This is a genomic window from Peribacillus sp. JNUCC 23 (assembly GCF_053653995.1).
In genome coordinates, this window is sequence record NZ_CM132202.1 from 1,077,290 (window position 1) to 1,091,580 (window position 14,291).

Genomic DNA, 14,291 nt, shown 5'->3' on the forward strand with positions numbered 1-14,291 from the left:
GAATTGTTCTACATGCAGTCCTAAATCCGTAAAATGTACGGAAGTGGAAAAATCAGGGAGCACTGTACGAGATTGGAGATAGATAAGTGAATGAAGTAATGAATTTTTTGAAAAGTAAAGGCTTTACTAGGTTCTTAACATTATTAATATTGATTATCGTGCTTTATAGTATGGGCAGTATGGTTAATCTCGTCTTATTTACGTTCATCTTTACGTTTCTTATGGGCAGGCTACAAAACCTTTTATCAGCCTACGCAAATAGATACGTGAGAATTAACCCTAAGCTGATATTAGCTGTGTTATACACAGTATTTGTACTTGCGTTAGCATATGTGCTGTACAAATATCTCCCTGTCATAACGATGCAAATTTCTGAATTAATTAGTCAAATTTTTCACTTTTATCAGCATCCGCCGGATAACCAGGTGATTCATTATATAAAAGGTTTTATTAATAGTCCTGACTCGTCCTTCGATATACCGAAACAATTCAATGCTGTATATGGTTATATATCTGGAATAGGTTCACTCGCAATCCAGATACTTATCTCGATCATTTTAAGCTTATTTATATTGCTTGAAAAGGATAAAATAATCCGCTTCACGTCCAAATTTAAGCATGGAAAGTTCGGTCAATTTTTCTTAAATCTTGAACACTTTGGGAAGAAATTTACGAATTCGTTTGGAAAGGTTATTGAAGTACAATTTTTGATTGCGACAACGAATTCCGTCCTATCTATTTTGTTCTTATGGATTCTCGGTTTTCCGCAGTTACTAGGGCTAGGAATTATGATTTTCTTTCTTGGTTTAATCCCAGTAGCAGGTGTAATCATTTCCTTAATTCCACTTTGCATGATTGCCTATAGTATTGGAGGCCTGACAAAGGTTATCGCGGTTCTAGTGATGGTTGCTGTTATTCATTCATTGGAGGCTTATGTCCTCAATCCTAAGTTCATGTCGGTCAAGACGAACTTACCTACATTTTTCACTCTGGCCGTATTGCTTGTATCTGAGCATTTCCTTGGCACTTGGGGATTGATCATCGGGATTCCAATCTTTATCTTCGTCATTGATATGCTTGAATTACCGAATGAAACCGAAAAACTACCCATTAAGAAAAATAAGGTCAAATAAAAAAAGGATAGGATCAAGTGGATTTTTATCCGCTTGGTTCCATCCTTTAAATGAAAGTATTCTATTTTGTTTTTGAAAAAGGGCTCATATATTGAAAAAGTGACGAATAATTCCACAATTATTAGTCTTTTAGAGAGTAATAGTAATGTCGTCTGGGCTTTAGAATCTGGTTTAAAAGAAGAAGGGAAAATAGAATCTGGGCTTCCTCATTTTAAATGGTGCTCGTACTTATCGGATAAAAACTACCATCGATAGTGAAGGAAATTTTTCCTGTTTCTTCAGATACAACAAGAATCACTGCATCACATTGCTCAGACAACCCTAATGCTGCACGGTGTCTTGTACCTAATTTCTTTTCTTCGACCTGTTGCTTAGTTAAAGGGAGGATATTAGCAGCAGAGAAAATTTCATTTCCGCGAATGAGGACAGCCCCATCATGTAGCGGATTTCCAGGATAAAAGATAGCAGCTAATAATTGTGGGGTAAGTTCAGCACGAATCAACGTTCCTTTTTGAATGAAGTTATCTACAGCGATTGATCGTTCAATTACAATAATAGCCCCATGACGAATTAAGGAAAGCTGTTGAATACTTCTTGAAATATCTTCATATTTTGCTGTGTATTCTGATAAGTAACAATTCATATAAAAGCTAGCTGCTGCTGATTGGACTTGAATGAAGCGATTCTTAATTTCCTCAAAGCTCCCCAATAAACAATTACTTTCCTTTTGAAGTACGTTCAATGATTTCTCAAGGTGCTCGATAATTTCCTTAATATCAGCTTCGATCCTCTGTTTCATCGGCGAAAAATCACATGTATTCATTGTTCCTCATTCTCCTTTCCTTTCGTTTTAGCTTGAATAAATTCTAGATATTTATGTACATCGTATCCTTAAAATAGTTATAATCTGTCTTCTAAAGAGAGGACTGTTTTTATCTAATCTAATAATTTATAGGGCCTGAGTTTATCCACAAATTTATCCATGAGTAACAGGAAAAGGGGGTGGGTGATTCTCCTTAACCTGTCGCTATTATTTAAATAATCTGATTATTTATCCACACTATACACAAGGATGTGGATAACTTATCCTGCTTATAAATCGCAGACGTGCCTCTTTTTTACTCAGTAGAAATTGGACAGACATACTTCTCAGAGCTTGACAGTCGGGATGAAATATAAAGCCACTCTTAGTTAAAACTCTTATTTTCAATAATAACAACCTTTGTTTTTGCTGAACGCCCTGCTTGTTTCGTGTATTCAACTAATTGAATAATAGTAGGATAGCATTGCTTTGCACCTAAGACTAATAAGGGGACACCGATAAAGTCGAATTTTAGCCGTCTGGAAAATAGCCCCCCCATTGTCATTGCAAATGGTACAGTTGGAGAAGTGTTGGAAAAAACAATTCTATCCTCTCCATGATAGACATCTTGCAATATTTCACTTAAATTTTTTAAAGCAGGAACAACAAGTTTATCGTTCTTCCGGCCCAGTGTATAGACAGAGTTTTCATCCTCATCTACACCATGAAAGATAATTCGGCCCATATCATGGTTCGTTAACTTATTAAAATAATCAATATCTAAAATTTCTGCTTTGGTCAGCGTTCGACCAGTAGGTAATTTGTTTAAATGATACGCTGCCGCCATTGCTGTGCTATGTGTTCCGGCATAATCATTGTATATATAAATCATGATTTCACCCTTTTTTTAAACATCGATATCTTGGTAGTATCTCCATATATACTTGTATTATCCAAAATGAATTCTAAATCGAAAAAAAGTGGCTCGCTCGAAAAGTAGCATTGCCGTTATTCGAAAAAGAAGATCTCTTTATTTATCCCGGTTTAACAGGCTGTAAAACCCCCACCTCAATTTTTGTGAGAGAATCAAGAAATAAATAGGTGGAGGATAAACAGCCTGTAAATCCCCGATTGGTTCAACTAACCATCAGTGGGGATGAACCCCCCACTGATGGAAGTTTCACTTTATCTTCAAAAGAACTTTTGGATGCTGTCTATTTTTAAACTTATCTTACTTCATTTCTTGATTGTCTTCCCATGGTTCAAAGGAAAATGGGATGCCGATCATTTTAGCTGTTAGCTCGTCATACGATATTAGATCCTTTCTTGACAAATCCTTTAAAGAGCGTTTCCCCATTGCTCTAAGTGCGATTTTCATTTCTTCGATACTGGCTGTTAAGAATTTTTCCGCGGCTTTTACTCCTTCTTCTACATTAAATTGGTCTTTGAATTTTCCTTGATTCCAAACACTTTGTGTAGGTGGTTCAAATGGAAGGGCATTCAATGTTTGACTATGTGCGACAGCAAATAATATAGTGGAGCCTAAATATACAGCATCAGCACCGAGTGCAAGCACTTTTAAAAAATGTCCAGGCACTAAAAGCCCTCCTGAGATAATTAAACTAATTTGCCCTTTCATCTTTCTTTTTTCTAAATGATTGGCAGCCCGGACAACCGCGTGCAATGTCGGTATGCCGAAGTCGTCTGATAAAATGGGGGGGGCGCCGTGTGTGGCGGCTTGTCCTCCATCAATTGCAATATAATCAACACCAATCTCAATTAAATGATCAATATCTTCTTCGATTTTTCCACCTGCTCCCATTTTTACACCAATTGGAACACCACCTGATATGTTCCGAAGTTCCTTAACAAGTTCTTTTATATCTTCTAATGTCTGATCTTCAAAAAAATGTTCAAAAATGACTCCGTCCTCATTTTCTTTAAGCCCCATAATTTCACGAGCACGACCTGTTAAATTTTCGGGAGATATTTTCCCACCCATCCCGAGTAATGCCCCTTGTCCGAGTTTAATTTCAATCATGTCCGCACGCTTAATAAGGTCTTCTTCCTTGGACCACTCTGTTTTGGAAAACTGCAAAATATATTTTCCTGCTGTGTCTAATTCTTCGGGTAAAATACCACCTTCTCCAGAATTAATCGCGGTTCCTACATTTTTAGCTGCTCCTGCTAAAGATAGCCTTACTTGTTCACTTAGTGCGATTCCATAGGCCATCCCGCTGATCATAAGCGGAATTTGTATTTTCATAGGTTTTTTTGCTTTTGGTCCAATAGTAATGTTCATATCAACTTCCTCTTCACCACCAGTAGGAAACGGTGTCGTCTGGGCAGGTATAAAGGTAATCGGATCCAAATGCGGCCATTTTTTTGAAGAACCAAGTGGGCGATGAAGGAGATCGCCAGTTTCTGCACGTAAGCTATTTTCAAGCACATTTTGAATGCCCATATGGCGAAGCCCAGGCATCAACTCCATAATATTTTCTTGATAACTATCGGTTAAAATGATTTTTCCAGTCTGCTTTACGAATCGTTTTATCATCCACCGCCAACCAACGAGCATGAATAAAAATAAAACAAATAAGATGGCTATCATTGCAAAAGTAAAATAAGATAAAAGGTTCGACATATACACTTCTCCATACTCAACTAAAATTTCCCCGCATTAACGGGCAGTAAAACTCCCACCTCAAGGCATAGAGGAATCAAGGAAGCGTAGATGGGGGATACCTGTCCGTAAAAGCCCGATTGGTTCAACTAACAATCAGTGGGTATGAAGAAAATTCCCACTGATCGAAGTTTCACTTTATATATAATATTATATCCAAATATAGGGAAAGTATGTTATGGGTAGCTAAAGACGTTTTGACAGAGCCAATCCTTTCAATGCGAATTTTATCTCTTAAGAAATTCCTAAGTTCAGAAAAGATATTCACGCCAATTTCAGGATTTCTTGTATAGAATACCCTAAATGTAGAATTATAGAAAAAGGAGTTAGGGTCACCAGTAAAAAGAGGGGGATCAGCTTGATTCGTAATATCAGTAAATTAGTAAGGAAAACGAAAGAAACGAAGCCGCAAATACAAAAGAATTACGAGGATTCTAAGCCGCAGGATACCCTTTATAAAAACTTCAACCAAAATGTCGAAACATTTCGTTCCGTTTATAATAATTGTTCAGATGTCGTTTTCCGTTCATTCTTACTTTTCGGAAAAATAAGAGCGATGGTTATTTATATTGAGGGTCTTTCTGACATTGAGAAGATAGAAGAATTTGTCTTTTCTCCACTCATGCAGGAACCAGTCAACGAGCCACAATCAATCAATGAATTTCTTGAACATAAACTGCCCGTTTCCCAAGTAACAAGAATGAATATGTTGGCAGATTGTATAGAATCCATCTCTTCTGGAAATCCGATCCTTCTCTATGAAGGGAAGAGTGAGGGATTTTCCTTAGGGTTGGCCAAATGGGAAAAGCGGGGGATTGAAGAACCAATAGCAGAGGGAGGAATTAGGGGATCTCGAGAAGGATTTAATGAATCTTTAGAAATAAATACGTCTCAATTACGACGTATTATTAAAAGTCCTGCTCTTAAAATCCAATCGATGAAAATCGGGAATTATACGAAGACGACTGTTGCGGTTGCGTATATTGATGGCCTTGTAGATCAAACGCTAATTGAAGAGATAACGAGTCGATTGGAGCGAATCGAGATAGACGGCATTTTAGAAAGTGGGTACATTGAGGAAATGATTGAGGACAATCCGTATTCACCATTCCCTCAGATTATGTCAACAGAACGGCCGGATATCGCTTGTTCTAATTTGCTGGAGGGTAGGGCTGTCATTCTTGTAGAAGGTACTCCTTTTACTTTAATTGCTCCCATATCCTTCTTTTCTTTAATTCAATCACATGAGGATTATTATCAACGCTTTATGGTTGGCACGTTTATCAGATGGTTGCGTTTTGCATTTCTTGGAATTTCTCTTTTGCTACCTTCCCTTTATGTTGCTATTTTGACTTTCCATCAGGAAGCGGTACCAACAGCGCTACTGCTTAGCATATCAGCGTCTCGAGAAGCGGTTCCTTTTCCTGCCATAGTAGAGGCGTTGATCATGGAGATTACGTTTGAGGCACTGAGGGAGGCAGGGGTTCGATTGCCGAAGCAAATAGGCTCCGCTGTCAGTATTGTTGGAGCGCTTGTGATTGGCCAAGCGTCCGTTCAAGCAGGATTGGTTTCAGCACCAATGGTCATTGTCGTGGCGATTACGGGAATTGCTTCTTTCATGATGCCTCGTTATATTGCTGGAATTGCGATCAGGATGCTGCGTTTTCCGATCATCCTACTTGCAGGTACATTAGGATTGCTCGGCATTATGATGGGAATTATCGCTATAGTCATTCACTTATGCAGTTTACGTTCTTTCGGCATTCCCTATTTATCGCCACTAGCACCTTTAAAAGGCGGTGAGTTGAAAGATGTGCTATGGCGAGCTCCTTGGTGGATGATGGATACACGACCACGCCTCACTGGAGAATCTAACTTATACCGTCAGTCCCCAGAACAGGCACCAAATCCAAAAAGGGGAGGTGGAACGAAATAAAAGATTGGAGACGGGATAAAAAATTGGAGAAAGGAAAGGGGCGTCTCTTTATGAAGAACATCTTTCTTTTGGTCTTAGTAAGCGGAGTAACCTTATTAGTAAGCGGTTGCTGGGATCGAGTGGAAGTTAATGATTTGGCCATTGTTACAGCAGCAGCAATCGATAAAAAAGATGACAATCAAATCGAACTATCCCTCCAAATATTTATCCCTAAAGCATTAAGTAGTGGAGGTGGTCAAGGAGGGGGAACGGGGGGAGGAGGAGCTGTTACGTTGGTGACATCCCATAAAGGTTCTAATATTTCAGATGCATTATCCAAGCTTCAAAGCGAGTTCCCACGCAGAGTTTTTTGGGGACATTGTAAAGTGTTTATATTCGGCGAAAGGTTAGCGAAGGCAGGAATCCAAGAACAGATGGATTTTTTGCTCCGTCATCCGCAGCCAAGAGAGAGAGCGTATGTGTATGTCAGTGAAGGAAAAGCAAAGCCTATCCTCGAATTATTTGCTCCTTTAGAGCGCTATTCCGCGGAAAGACTTCGGGAAATTTCTGATTTACATCTCGGAATGCAGGTAACATTGCAGGATTTAGATGAAAAGTTAATCGGTATTGCTCAAGCAGCCGCACTTCCAAGAGTTGATATTCTACCCCCAGAGAAGGGGCAAGAGAAATCACAAGGGAAGCCTTACATTGTCGGGACGGCAGTGTTTAAAAAAGATAAAATGATAGGAAAGCTGACAGAAAATGAAACAAGAGGAGTATTGTGGATAAGAAATGAAATAGTGGCATCCACAGTTACCTTTAAACTAGGTGCTGGAAAAGGGAAGATATCAATAAATCCCATTGAGGCTACTATAAAGTTGGTTCCTGTAATTCAAAATAAGAAATGGATAATGGTCGTGAAGATTGATACAGAAGGATCTATCATCCAGAATGGAACGAATTTGAACCTTTCAAGTACAAAATTAATAAGGGCTGTAGAAAAAGCGTTTGCAAAAGAAATAGAAAAGCGTATTAAACTAGCTTTTCAACAAACACAGCAAGTGTTGAAGGCCGATATTGTAGGTTTCGGTGAAGAGTTCTTTCGTAAATACCCTAAACAATGGAAAGAAAACGAAGGTCGCTGGGATAAGATATTCCCTGAGATAGAATTAGAAATCGAAATAAAGGCTCATGTTCGTAGACAGGGCTATATAAACAAACCAGGTGGAATGCCTGAAAAAGAGGTGAAAGAACAATGAGATGGGGGGCTTTTGTAGGTACAACGATCATCGTGGTACTGATCATTTTGTATGAATGGCCGAAAATGAAACAAACCCCTAATAAAGACAAAGTGGCTTTTTTTACACTTCTCCTCATCGGTTGGGTGCTGTCCATGTTCGATCTTCCCCATATGGGAGGACCGACTTCATGGATTGTCACGCTTTTCAAGCCGTTTGGCAAGTTTATGGAAAAATAATTGTATAAGTGGAAGGCATCTCATATTTCCTTACTATCGTAGAAAGGAGCAAGATGATGGAGAAAGGTAAAATTTCTGCGCTTCAGATGGCAATTATGATGTATCCAATGATTGTAGCTTCTGCTATTCTTGGGGTGCCGAGCATAACAGCCAAATATGCTAAAAACGACTTATGGTTGTCCCCCATTTTCGCATCCATCATCGGGTATGTGACGGTGTATACCGTGTATAAACTGCATGAACTTTACCCAAAACAAACGGTTATTCAATTTAGTGAATATATTTTAGGTAGGTTACTGGGTAAAATTCTTGGTTTATTATTTTTATTTTTTTATATCCAAACTACAGGAGTAATTCTCAGAGAGTATGCCGAATTTATTGTCGATTCGTTTCTAGTTCGTACTCCAATTAGCGTTACCATGGCATCGATGGTATTATTATGTGCTTTTATTGTATATGGAGGTTTAGAAGTAATAGGGAGGGCTGCTCAATTGTTTTTCCCTCTATTTGTCTTTCCACTTCTCATTTTAATTATCTTAGTAGTGCCTGATTTTGAATTTAAGAATATCTTCCCGATATTAGGGGACGGAATCTGGCCACCAATCAAGGGGGCGATTGTGCCAAGTGGATGGTTCACCGAATTTTTTATGGTGATTTTTCTATTCCCTTTTTTAACGGATAAAAAAAAGGGAATGAAATATGGAATGCTGACGGTATTTGCTGTAATGGTGACGTTGGTTGTGGTGAATCTGGTTGTTCTTTTTGTACTCGGGTCAGCAACAAGCTCAAAGGTTTATCCTCTGATGAATGTAGCACGCTATATCAGTATCGCTGAATTTTTTGAAAATTTCGAGTCTGCCGTCATGGCTATTTGGATTGTAGGTACGTTTATCAAAATATCAGGGTTTTATTATGTGGCTGTTTTAAGTACTGCACAATGGCTAAAACTTTCGGACTATCGTCCTATAATATGGCCGATCGGGATTCTAATTGTAGTATTTGGTTTTTGGTCAATTCCTAATACATTGGAAATAGAGCGTTTTAATGAAGGAACCTTCCCATTGTTCGGAATAATCGTTCAAACGATTATTCCGCTGTTGTTGTTGTTGATAGCTGTTTTACGGAAAAAAAAACGTAAAAAAACTGAATCTAGCTAATGTTATACAGCTAATGGCTTGCCGCTGGTGATTGTATGGTCGTTGAAAAGGAGCTTTTGTAGAAAGGTGAAAAGTCTGTGTCCAGGATCGGTGGAAGTTTATCCCGGTTCGTAGAGACGCTAATATCTTTGCTGAGTGAAGATATTAGCGTCTTTAGAACGGGACTAACAATGAGTTGGGGAGTAAGACCTCCCACTCATTGAAGTTTCACTTTATAGATTATTTAATAATCGGCGGCAATGTTTGAATTTGAATGAGCTCAATATTATAGCAAGCGTAAAAGATTATGTATCATATTGTCGGTATAGCTCTATGGGACTTTCGAATTGAATGCCCAGCGTAGAAGACATAAACCTGTAGTGCATATTAAAAGTTTTATTTAGTGAAAAAAGGAATAAAAAATATTTGTTACTACTTTGTGAACGCTATTGCAAATGTGAAAGGAGGGTAGTATGATGAATGTACAGAAAGTTAGTGAAAACATTCACAAACTATATTTTAGACAAACTAATCATGGAACAGCAAGCATTTTTTTTAAGTACTCATGTGAATAATTTCACAAACTTTCGTTAAATTATTTTTAAGGAGAGATGTAGAATGAAAACGAATTGGAATAACGGACCGATTATTAGTGGAGTTTGGGCAGTATTGAGAATTTGGTTAGGCATTCAATGGGTAATGGGTGGTTGGGGCAAACTTACTAGTGGTGAATTCAATGCAGGTGGATTTATCCAAGGAGCGATAGCGAAAGCTGGTGGAGACCACCCGGCAGTACAAGGTTGGTACGCAAGCTTCCTTGAACAAGTGGCTTTACCAAATGCAGAACTATTTAGCTTCTTCGTTCAATGGGGTGAAATATTAGTAGGGGTCGGACTAATTCTTGGAGCGGCAACAATTCCAGCGTTAATTGCAGGAGCTTTCATGAATCTTAACTTCCTTTTAGCAGGGACGATAAGCACGAATCCAGTTTTCTATACAATCGCCATCATTCTCCTTTTTGCAGGAGCAGGAGCATATAATTATGGTGTAGACCGCTTTGCAATTCCATTCATTAAAGGATGGATAGGTAAAGATAAGGGGAATGGAAAGGTTTTTCGCAAAAGAGAAATTGCTCATTAAGCTTAAGAAGAGGATGACTCAGTGAGTCATCCTCTTCTTAATGTGTATTACGTTTCTGTTTTGCCCGCTTATCGGCTGCTTGTGAGCGTTGTTGTGCTTCTAAATCGTCATGGTCAGCAAGTTCTTGGGAAAATTCAATATCAAGTCCATCGCTTTTCTGATTTTTGAATCGTTGAACTGATTGTTGGTTAAGCTCTTTCGCCATTCTTAATTCCCCCTATCATGCAAAATGAGAATGTCTCATAAGGGGCTGACCTCGCACTCTAAATCAGTATGTAATGTTTCAGATACTAATTATGTACTGTATTTAGTTGTTGCGGGGTCTGACCCTTTGCTTTTGAGATACCCTCATTTAGCTTTTGTAGAAATCAAAATATCATGAGCGGAAATTCCCTCCAGCTTAATATAGTTTGCCGGATGACGCGTATCCACCAGCACGATCCGCTTTTTTAAAGTCCCTTGAGTAAAGAAATTCTTGTGTGGATGTTAATTTGTTCTTGACCAGTTTTTCTTTTCTTTTGCTTCCCATTTTCATCAGCTCCTATTTAGCAGTTGTTCATATTTTTTCCAATCAAACTGATTTTATACGATGAATCTTTTAAGGCGGATCCCAGTAAGTGTCAAAGTTTAGAATTTCTTAACAAAATTCATACACAGATAAAATAAAGCTGGATTAAACTAAATATATGAAAAGGAGGTTGAGTATGAAGCGATACTATTGTAATTATTGTTTAACGTTGACTAGGAAGACTGAGATTTGTAAAGAGTGTGGTAATAAAATTATAAAACCAATAGAGGTCAATATTCAAAAGCAAAAAGCTTGAGGAATATTGCTTTTTTTTATGTAGAGAAATAACGGAAATTCTCCTTCATCTTACTGCCATCCTAAATCTACGTTGTTGCCTAAATTTCTAAAATAATTGAAAAGACTCCCAATAAGTAAATAAACAATGATAATATTTTTAATGGGCTGAAATTTGCCTATTCAGAAGTTCTCCTTCACAATTTGTTTAGATTCCTGCATAATTGGAATCGTTGGAAATATTCGATAATGGAATTTGGGATGTTTCTCGAGTTTATCGCAAATCCATATGTAGGATTTTTGTAAGAACATTAAGAACATAAAGTAGAGTACATAAGGGAGATGGAGTTTGTGAAATGGATATACTTGTTGATGGCACTAGCTGGTGGACTTGCTGTTGGAGTCCAGGCAGTGACCAACGGAGGTCTTGGAAAAAAAGTTGGGACATTAGAAGCTTCGTTGATTTCATTTTCTGTCGGCACAGCAGCTTTATTTTTCATTGTGCTTTTTTTCGGAAAGGGGAATTTGCTTGCGATTTCTGAGGCTCCGAAAGGACAATTAATTGGCGGATTACTTGGCGCTTTTTATGTAATCATCATGGTAATGACAGTTCCGAAGCTCGGAGTTTCTTCAGCTCTCTTTGCCGTCATTGCAGGGCAGATTATAATGGGAGCGATCATCGACCATTTTGGCCTGTTTGGAGGGGAAAGAATCGCGCTTGACTTAAAGAAAATGGTAGCTATTGTGCTTATGATGGGATCTATTTACTTATTTAATCATAAGTAGGTAGAAATTTGTCTAAAAAGACTAGAAAAGAAAAAGGACCCAAAATGGTCCTTAACGTTTAAAAATTATTTTAATAAATCGTGAAGAGCTGCTTTTAGATCGGGATAAGCAAAGGTGAATTCATGATGTTGTAAAACGTCTGGAATCACCTTTTGTCCTTCTAATACGAGGGTACTCATTTCGCCGAGCATGGTTTTTAACAAAAACGGTGGCACAGGAAACCAATGAGGGCGATGCAGAACGGTACCTATCGTTTTCCCGAAGTCCTTCATTTGCTGTGGGAATGGAGCACTGAAATTAACAGGTCCTTTAATCGCTTCATGATTCACACAAAACAAAATCGCTCTAGCAACATCTTTAACATGAATCCAAGATAGCCATTGCCGGCCTGTTCCAATTGTGCCGCCGGCAAATAATTGATAAGGAGTGACCATCATAGGAAGCGCCCCTGCACTCTTGCCAAGTATGACGCCGAAACGTGCAAATACTAACCGACCACAATATGCTTTTGCCTTTGCTGCTTCTTTTTCCCATAATTGTACTGTGCGTGATAGAAAATCTTCATCAATTGTTCCGCTCTTTTCAGTGAAAACCTCTTTTTCTGATGTTCCATAATATCCGATGGCACTGGCATGAATGACCACTGCCGGTTTTTCTGTAAGCATCGAAAGGATTCGAGTCATTTCTTTCGTTGTGTCGACCCGACTCTCGACTATTATACGTTTACGTTTATCTGTCCAACGCCCGCTGTTCAACGATTCCCCAGAAAGATTAATGAATGCGTAAATACCTGCCAACTCATTCTCTGGACTTGCAGATTGATCAAGCCATTTCACATATTTTACACCGGTAATAGGCTTTTTGTTTTCTGGATTTCTTGTAAGGATATAGATTTCATGGTTTTCTTTTCTAAGCTCTTGAATAAGAGCCATACCGACAAAGCCGCTTCCGCCTGCTATGGCAATTTTCATCATTTGCCTCCTTGATTCAAGCCTTATCCCCGTTTAACAAGCTGTAATACCCCAACTGATGGAAGTTTCTCTTTTTCCCATCGTTACTTATTTCGATTCTTTTTCGCATAAACCTTCTTTCAAATATGGTACATTAGACAAAGAGGTGGTATTCTTGGCCGTTATTACGAAAATAACAACACAACAAAAACGAACAGACCGCTATAATGTCTTCATGGATTATGGAAAGGGAAAAGGCGAGGAGTACGCCTTTAGTGTTGATGAAGAAGTATTATTGAAATTTCAGCTAAAAAAAGGCATGGAAATCAATGAATATGATCTTGCCGATATTCAACTGTATGATGAAATTCAGAAAAGCTTTACAAGTGCATTGAATTATTTATCGCACCGTATGCGTTCAGAGCAAGAAATTCGTATGTATTTAAAGAAAAGAGAAGTAGATGAACCGATTATACAAGAAACGGTTTTGAAGCTATATAAATATAAGTACTTGGATGATCTCGAATTCGCTCGTGCTTTTGTAAGAACCTATATGAACGGTGGAAATAAAGGGCCGATCATCATTCAGCAAGAGTTAAGGGAAAAAGGAGTCAAGTTCTCGATTATTGAGCAAGCGATGGTGGAATATCCGAGTGAGCAGCAAATTGAACATGCTATCATGATGGCTGAGAAAGCAACTAAGAAAGAGACGAAGCTTTCTGCGCGGGCCTTACAACAAAAGCTGGACCAAATATTATCTCGAAAAGGCTTCCCTAGAGATGTGATATCGATTGCGCTTGAAGAGGTTACGGTTGAGAAAAATGATGACGAAGAATGGCAGTCACTCATATTTCAGGCTGAAAAAATAAAACGGCGATATCAGGGGTATACCGGATATGAATATGAGCAGCGAATGAAACAGGCGTTATTTCGTAAGGGCTTTTCAATTGAAATGATTGACCGATATTTATCAGATGAAGAACACGATTAATCAAACCTGTTGACCGATGTCGATTCATTTCGGTAAGCTTAAGTGTGAGTGGATCATTTTGATTAAAATAAAGCTAAAGGACCGGTGACGGTATTTTTAGAGAGGTGCTAATAATGAGTGAAGCAAGATATAGCCAAATGTCAGCATATGAACTTCAACAAGAAATAGCAGGTTTGCATGAGAAAGCGCGCAAAGCGGAACAGCTTGGCATCGTAAATGAATTTGCTGTCCTTGAACGGAAAGCGATGATGGCAAAAGCATATCTGCTTGATCCAAAAGATTTCAAGCCTGGTGAAATGTACAGCATTGAAGGAGATCCAGGAACATATTTCAAAATTGATTACCTAAATGGAGTCTTTGCCTGGGGCTATCGGTTAAGCGGCACGAAGCAGGATGAGGCCCTGCCAATCTCAATGTTAACACCTTTAAAATAAAAGCAAGGTCAGACTCGAACCGTTAGGGTACAACGTCTGACC

At 38.5% G+C, this 14,291-nt stretch carries 15 protein-coding genes; 9 read left to right on the forward strand and 6 right to left on the reverse strand.

Annotated features, from left to right (window positions below; translation table 11 throughout):
* The first annotated feature begins 86 nt into the window (after positions 1-86).
* A complete protein-coding gene (locus tag JNUCC23_RS05125; RefSeq protein ID WP_062183528.1) occupies positions 87-1,133 on the forward strand; it encodes an AI-2E family transporter in 1,047 nt (348 codons plus the stop codon).
* 211 nt (positions 1,134-1,344) lie between these two features.
* Here JNUCC23_RS05125 and cdaS read toward each other — a convergent pair whose 3' ends face one another.
* From cdaS to JNUCC23_RS05140, 3 genes are all read right to left on the reverse strand, one after another.
* Entirely contained in the window at positions 1,345-1,956 is a 612-nt protein-coding gene (cdaS, locus tag JNUCC23_RS05130) for a sporulation-specific diadenylate cyclase CdaS (protein WP_454214663.1), read from the reverse strand.
* A gap of 364 nt (positions 1,957-2,320) precedes the next feature.
* Positions 2,321-2,827: a DUF3189 family protein gene (locus JNUCC23_RS05135; protein ID WP_062183510.1), complete on the reverse strand. Its 507-nt coding sequence runs from the start codon at positions 2,825-2,827 to the stop codon at positions 2,321-2,323.
* Between the two features lie 339 nt (positions 2,828-3,166).
* Entirely contained in the window at positions 3,167-4,579 is a 1,413-nt protein-coding gene (locus tag JNUCC23_RS05140; protein WP_454214665.1) for an FMN-binding glutamate synthase family protein, read from the reverse strand.
* A 397-nt stretch (positions 4,580-4,976) separates the two neighbouring features.
* Between JNUCC23_RS05140 and JNUCC23_RS05145 the strand changes: the two genes are divergently transcribed.
* The 5 genes from JNUCC23_RS05145 to JNUCC23_RS05165 all read left to right on the forward strand — a co-directional run bounded on the left by JNUCC23_RS05145 (position 4,977) and on the right by JNUCC23_RS05165 (position 10,286).
* Positions 4,977-6,554, forward strand: a complete 1,578-nt coding sequence (locus JNUCC23_RS05145) for a spore germination protein (RefSeq protein WP_454214667.1) — start codon at positions 4,977-4,979, stop codon at positions 6,552-6,554.
* A gap of 50 nt (positions 6,555-6,604) precedes the next feature.
* A complete protein-coding gene (locus tag JNUCC23_RS05150) occupies positions 6,605-7,792 on the forward strand; it encodes a Ger(x)C family spore germination protein (protein ID WP_454214669.1) in 1,188 nt (395 codons plus the stop codon).
* Entirely contained in the window at positions 7,789-8,010 is a 222-nt protein-coding gene (locus JNUCC23_RS05155; RefSeq protein ID WP_454214671.1) for a hypothetical protein, read from the forward strand. The genes JNUCC23_RS05150 and JNUCC23_RS05155 overlap by 4 nt, the downstream gene beginning before the upstream one ends.
* A 56-nt stretch (positions 8,011-8,066) precedes the next feature.
* Positions 8,067-9,167: a GerAB/ArcD/ProY family transporter gene (locus JNUCC23_RS05160; protein WP_454214673.1), complete on the forward strand. Its 1,101-nt coding sequence runs from the start codon at positions 8,067-8,069 to the stop codon at positions 9,165-9,167.
* A gap of 597 nt (positions 9,168-9,764) precedes the next feature.
* Positions 9,765-10,286, forward strand: a complete 522-nt coding sequence (locus JNUCC23_RS05165; RefSeq protein WP_049680178.1) for a DoxX family protein — start codon at positions 9,765-9,767, stop codon at positions 10,284-10,286.
* Between the two features lie 37 nt (positions 10,287-10,323).
* Here JNUCC23_RS05165 and JNUCC23_RS05170 read toward each other — a convergent pair whose 3' ends face one another.
* Positions 10,324-10,491, reverse strand: coding sequence for a YfhD family protein (locus JNUCC23_RS05170; RefSeq protein WP_082190939.1), 168 nt, complete (start codon positions 10,489-10,491; stop codon positions 10,324-10,326).
* A 195-nt stretch (positions 10,492-10,686) separates the two neighbouring features.
* Positions 10,687-10,815 (reverse strand): YfhE family protein, encoded by a 129-nt coding sequence (locus JNUCC23_RS05175; RefSeq protein ID WP_082190940.1) that lies wholly within the window; start codon positions 10,813-10,815, stop codon positions 10,687-10,689.
* Positions 10,816-11,439: 624 nt separating this feature from the next.
* Here JNUCC23_RS05175 and JNUCC23_RS05180 point away from each other — a divergent pair.
* The gene (locus JNUCC23_RS05180; protein WP_049680179.1) at positions 11,440-11,874 is read left to right on the forward strand and encodes a DMT family transporter; all 435 of its coding nucleotides are present in this window, start codon (positions 11,440-11,442) and stop codon (positions 11,872-11,874) included.
* Positions 11,875-11,939: 65 nt separating this feature from the next.
* Here JNUCC23_RS05180 and JNUCC23_RS05185 read toward each other — a convergent pair whose 3' ends face one another.
* Positions 11,940-12,845, reverse strand: a complete 906-nt coding sequence (locus JNUCC23_RS05185) for a TIGR01777 family oxidoreductase (protein ID WP_454214676.1) — start codon at positions 12,843-12,845, stop codon at positions 11,940-11,942.
* Positions 12,846-12,990: 145 nt separating this feature from the next.
* On the opposite strand from JNUCC23_RS05185, the gene recX reads away from it, so the two are divergent.
* Entirely contained in the window at positions 12,991-13,815 is an 825-nt protein-coding gene (gene recX, locus JNUCC23_RS05190; RefSeq protein ID WP_454215990.1) for a recombination regulator RecX, read from the forward strand.
* Between the two features lie 113 nt (positions 13,816-13,928).
* Entirely contained in the window at positions 13,929-14,249 is a 321-nt protein-coding gene (locus JNUCC23_RS05195; protein ID WP_062183489.1) for a YfhH family protein, read from the forward strand.
* The last annotated feature ends 42 nt before the right edge of the window (positions 14,250-14,291 follow it).

What these genes read in the sequence shown, in the direction of transcription:
- JNUCC23_RS05135 (WP_062183510.1), bottom strand. Translation starts at nt 2,827, where the DNA reads ATGATTTATATATACAATGATTATGCCGGAACACATAGCACAGCAATG.
- JNUCC23_RS05160 (WP_454214673.1), top strand. Translation starts at nt 8,067, where the DNA reads ATGGAGAAAGGTAAAATTTCTGCGCTTCAGATGGCAATTATGATGTAT.
- JNUCC23_RS05140 (WP_454214665.1), bottom strand. Translation starts at nt 4,579, where the DNA reads ATGTCGAACCTTTTATCTTATTTTACTTTTGCAATGATAGCCATCTTA.
- JNUCC23_RS05195 (WP_062183489.1), top strand. Translation starts at nt 13,929, where the DNA reads ATGAGTGAAGCAAGATATAGCCAAATGTCAGCATATGAACTTCAACAA.
- JNUCC23_RS05185 (WP_454214676.1), bottom strand. Translation starts at nt 12,845, where the DNA reads ATGAAAATTGCCATAGCAGGCGGAAGCGGCTTTGTCGGTATGGCTCTT.
- cdaS (WP_454214663.1), bottom strand. Translation starts at nt 1,956, where the DNA reads ATGAATACATGTGATTTTTCGCCGATGAAACAGAGGATCGAAGCTGAT.
- JNUCC23_RS05155 (WP_454214671.1), top strand. Translation starts at nt 7,789, where the DNA reads ATGAGATGGGGGGCTTTTGTAGGTACAACGATCATCGTGGTACTGATC.
- JNUCC23_RS05170 (WP_082190939.1), bottom strand. Translation starts at nt 10,491, where the DNA reads ATGGCGAAAGAGCTTAACCAACAATCAGTTCAACGATTCAAAAATCAG.
- JNUCC23_RS05150 (WP_454214669.1), top strand. Translation starts at nt 6,605, where the DNA reads ATGAAGAACATCTTTCTTTTGGTCTTAGTAAGCGGAGTAACCTTATTA.
- JNUCC23_RS05175 (WP_082190940.1), bottom strand. Translation starts at nt 10,815, where the DNA reads ATGGGAAGCAAAAGAAAAGAAAAACTGGTCAAGAACAAATTAACATCC.
- JNUCC23_RS05165 (WP_049680178.1), top strand. Translation starts at nt 9,765, where the DNA reads ATGAAAACGAATTGGAATAACGGACCGATTATTAGTGGAGTTTGGGCA.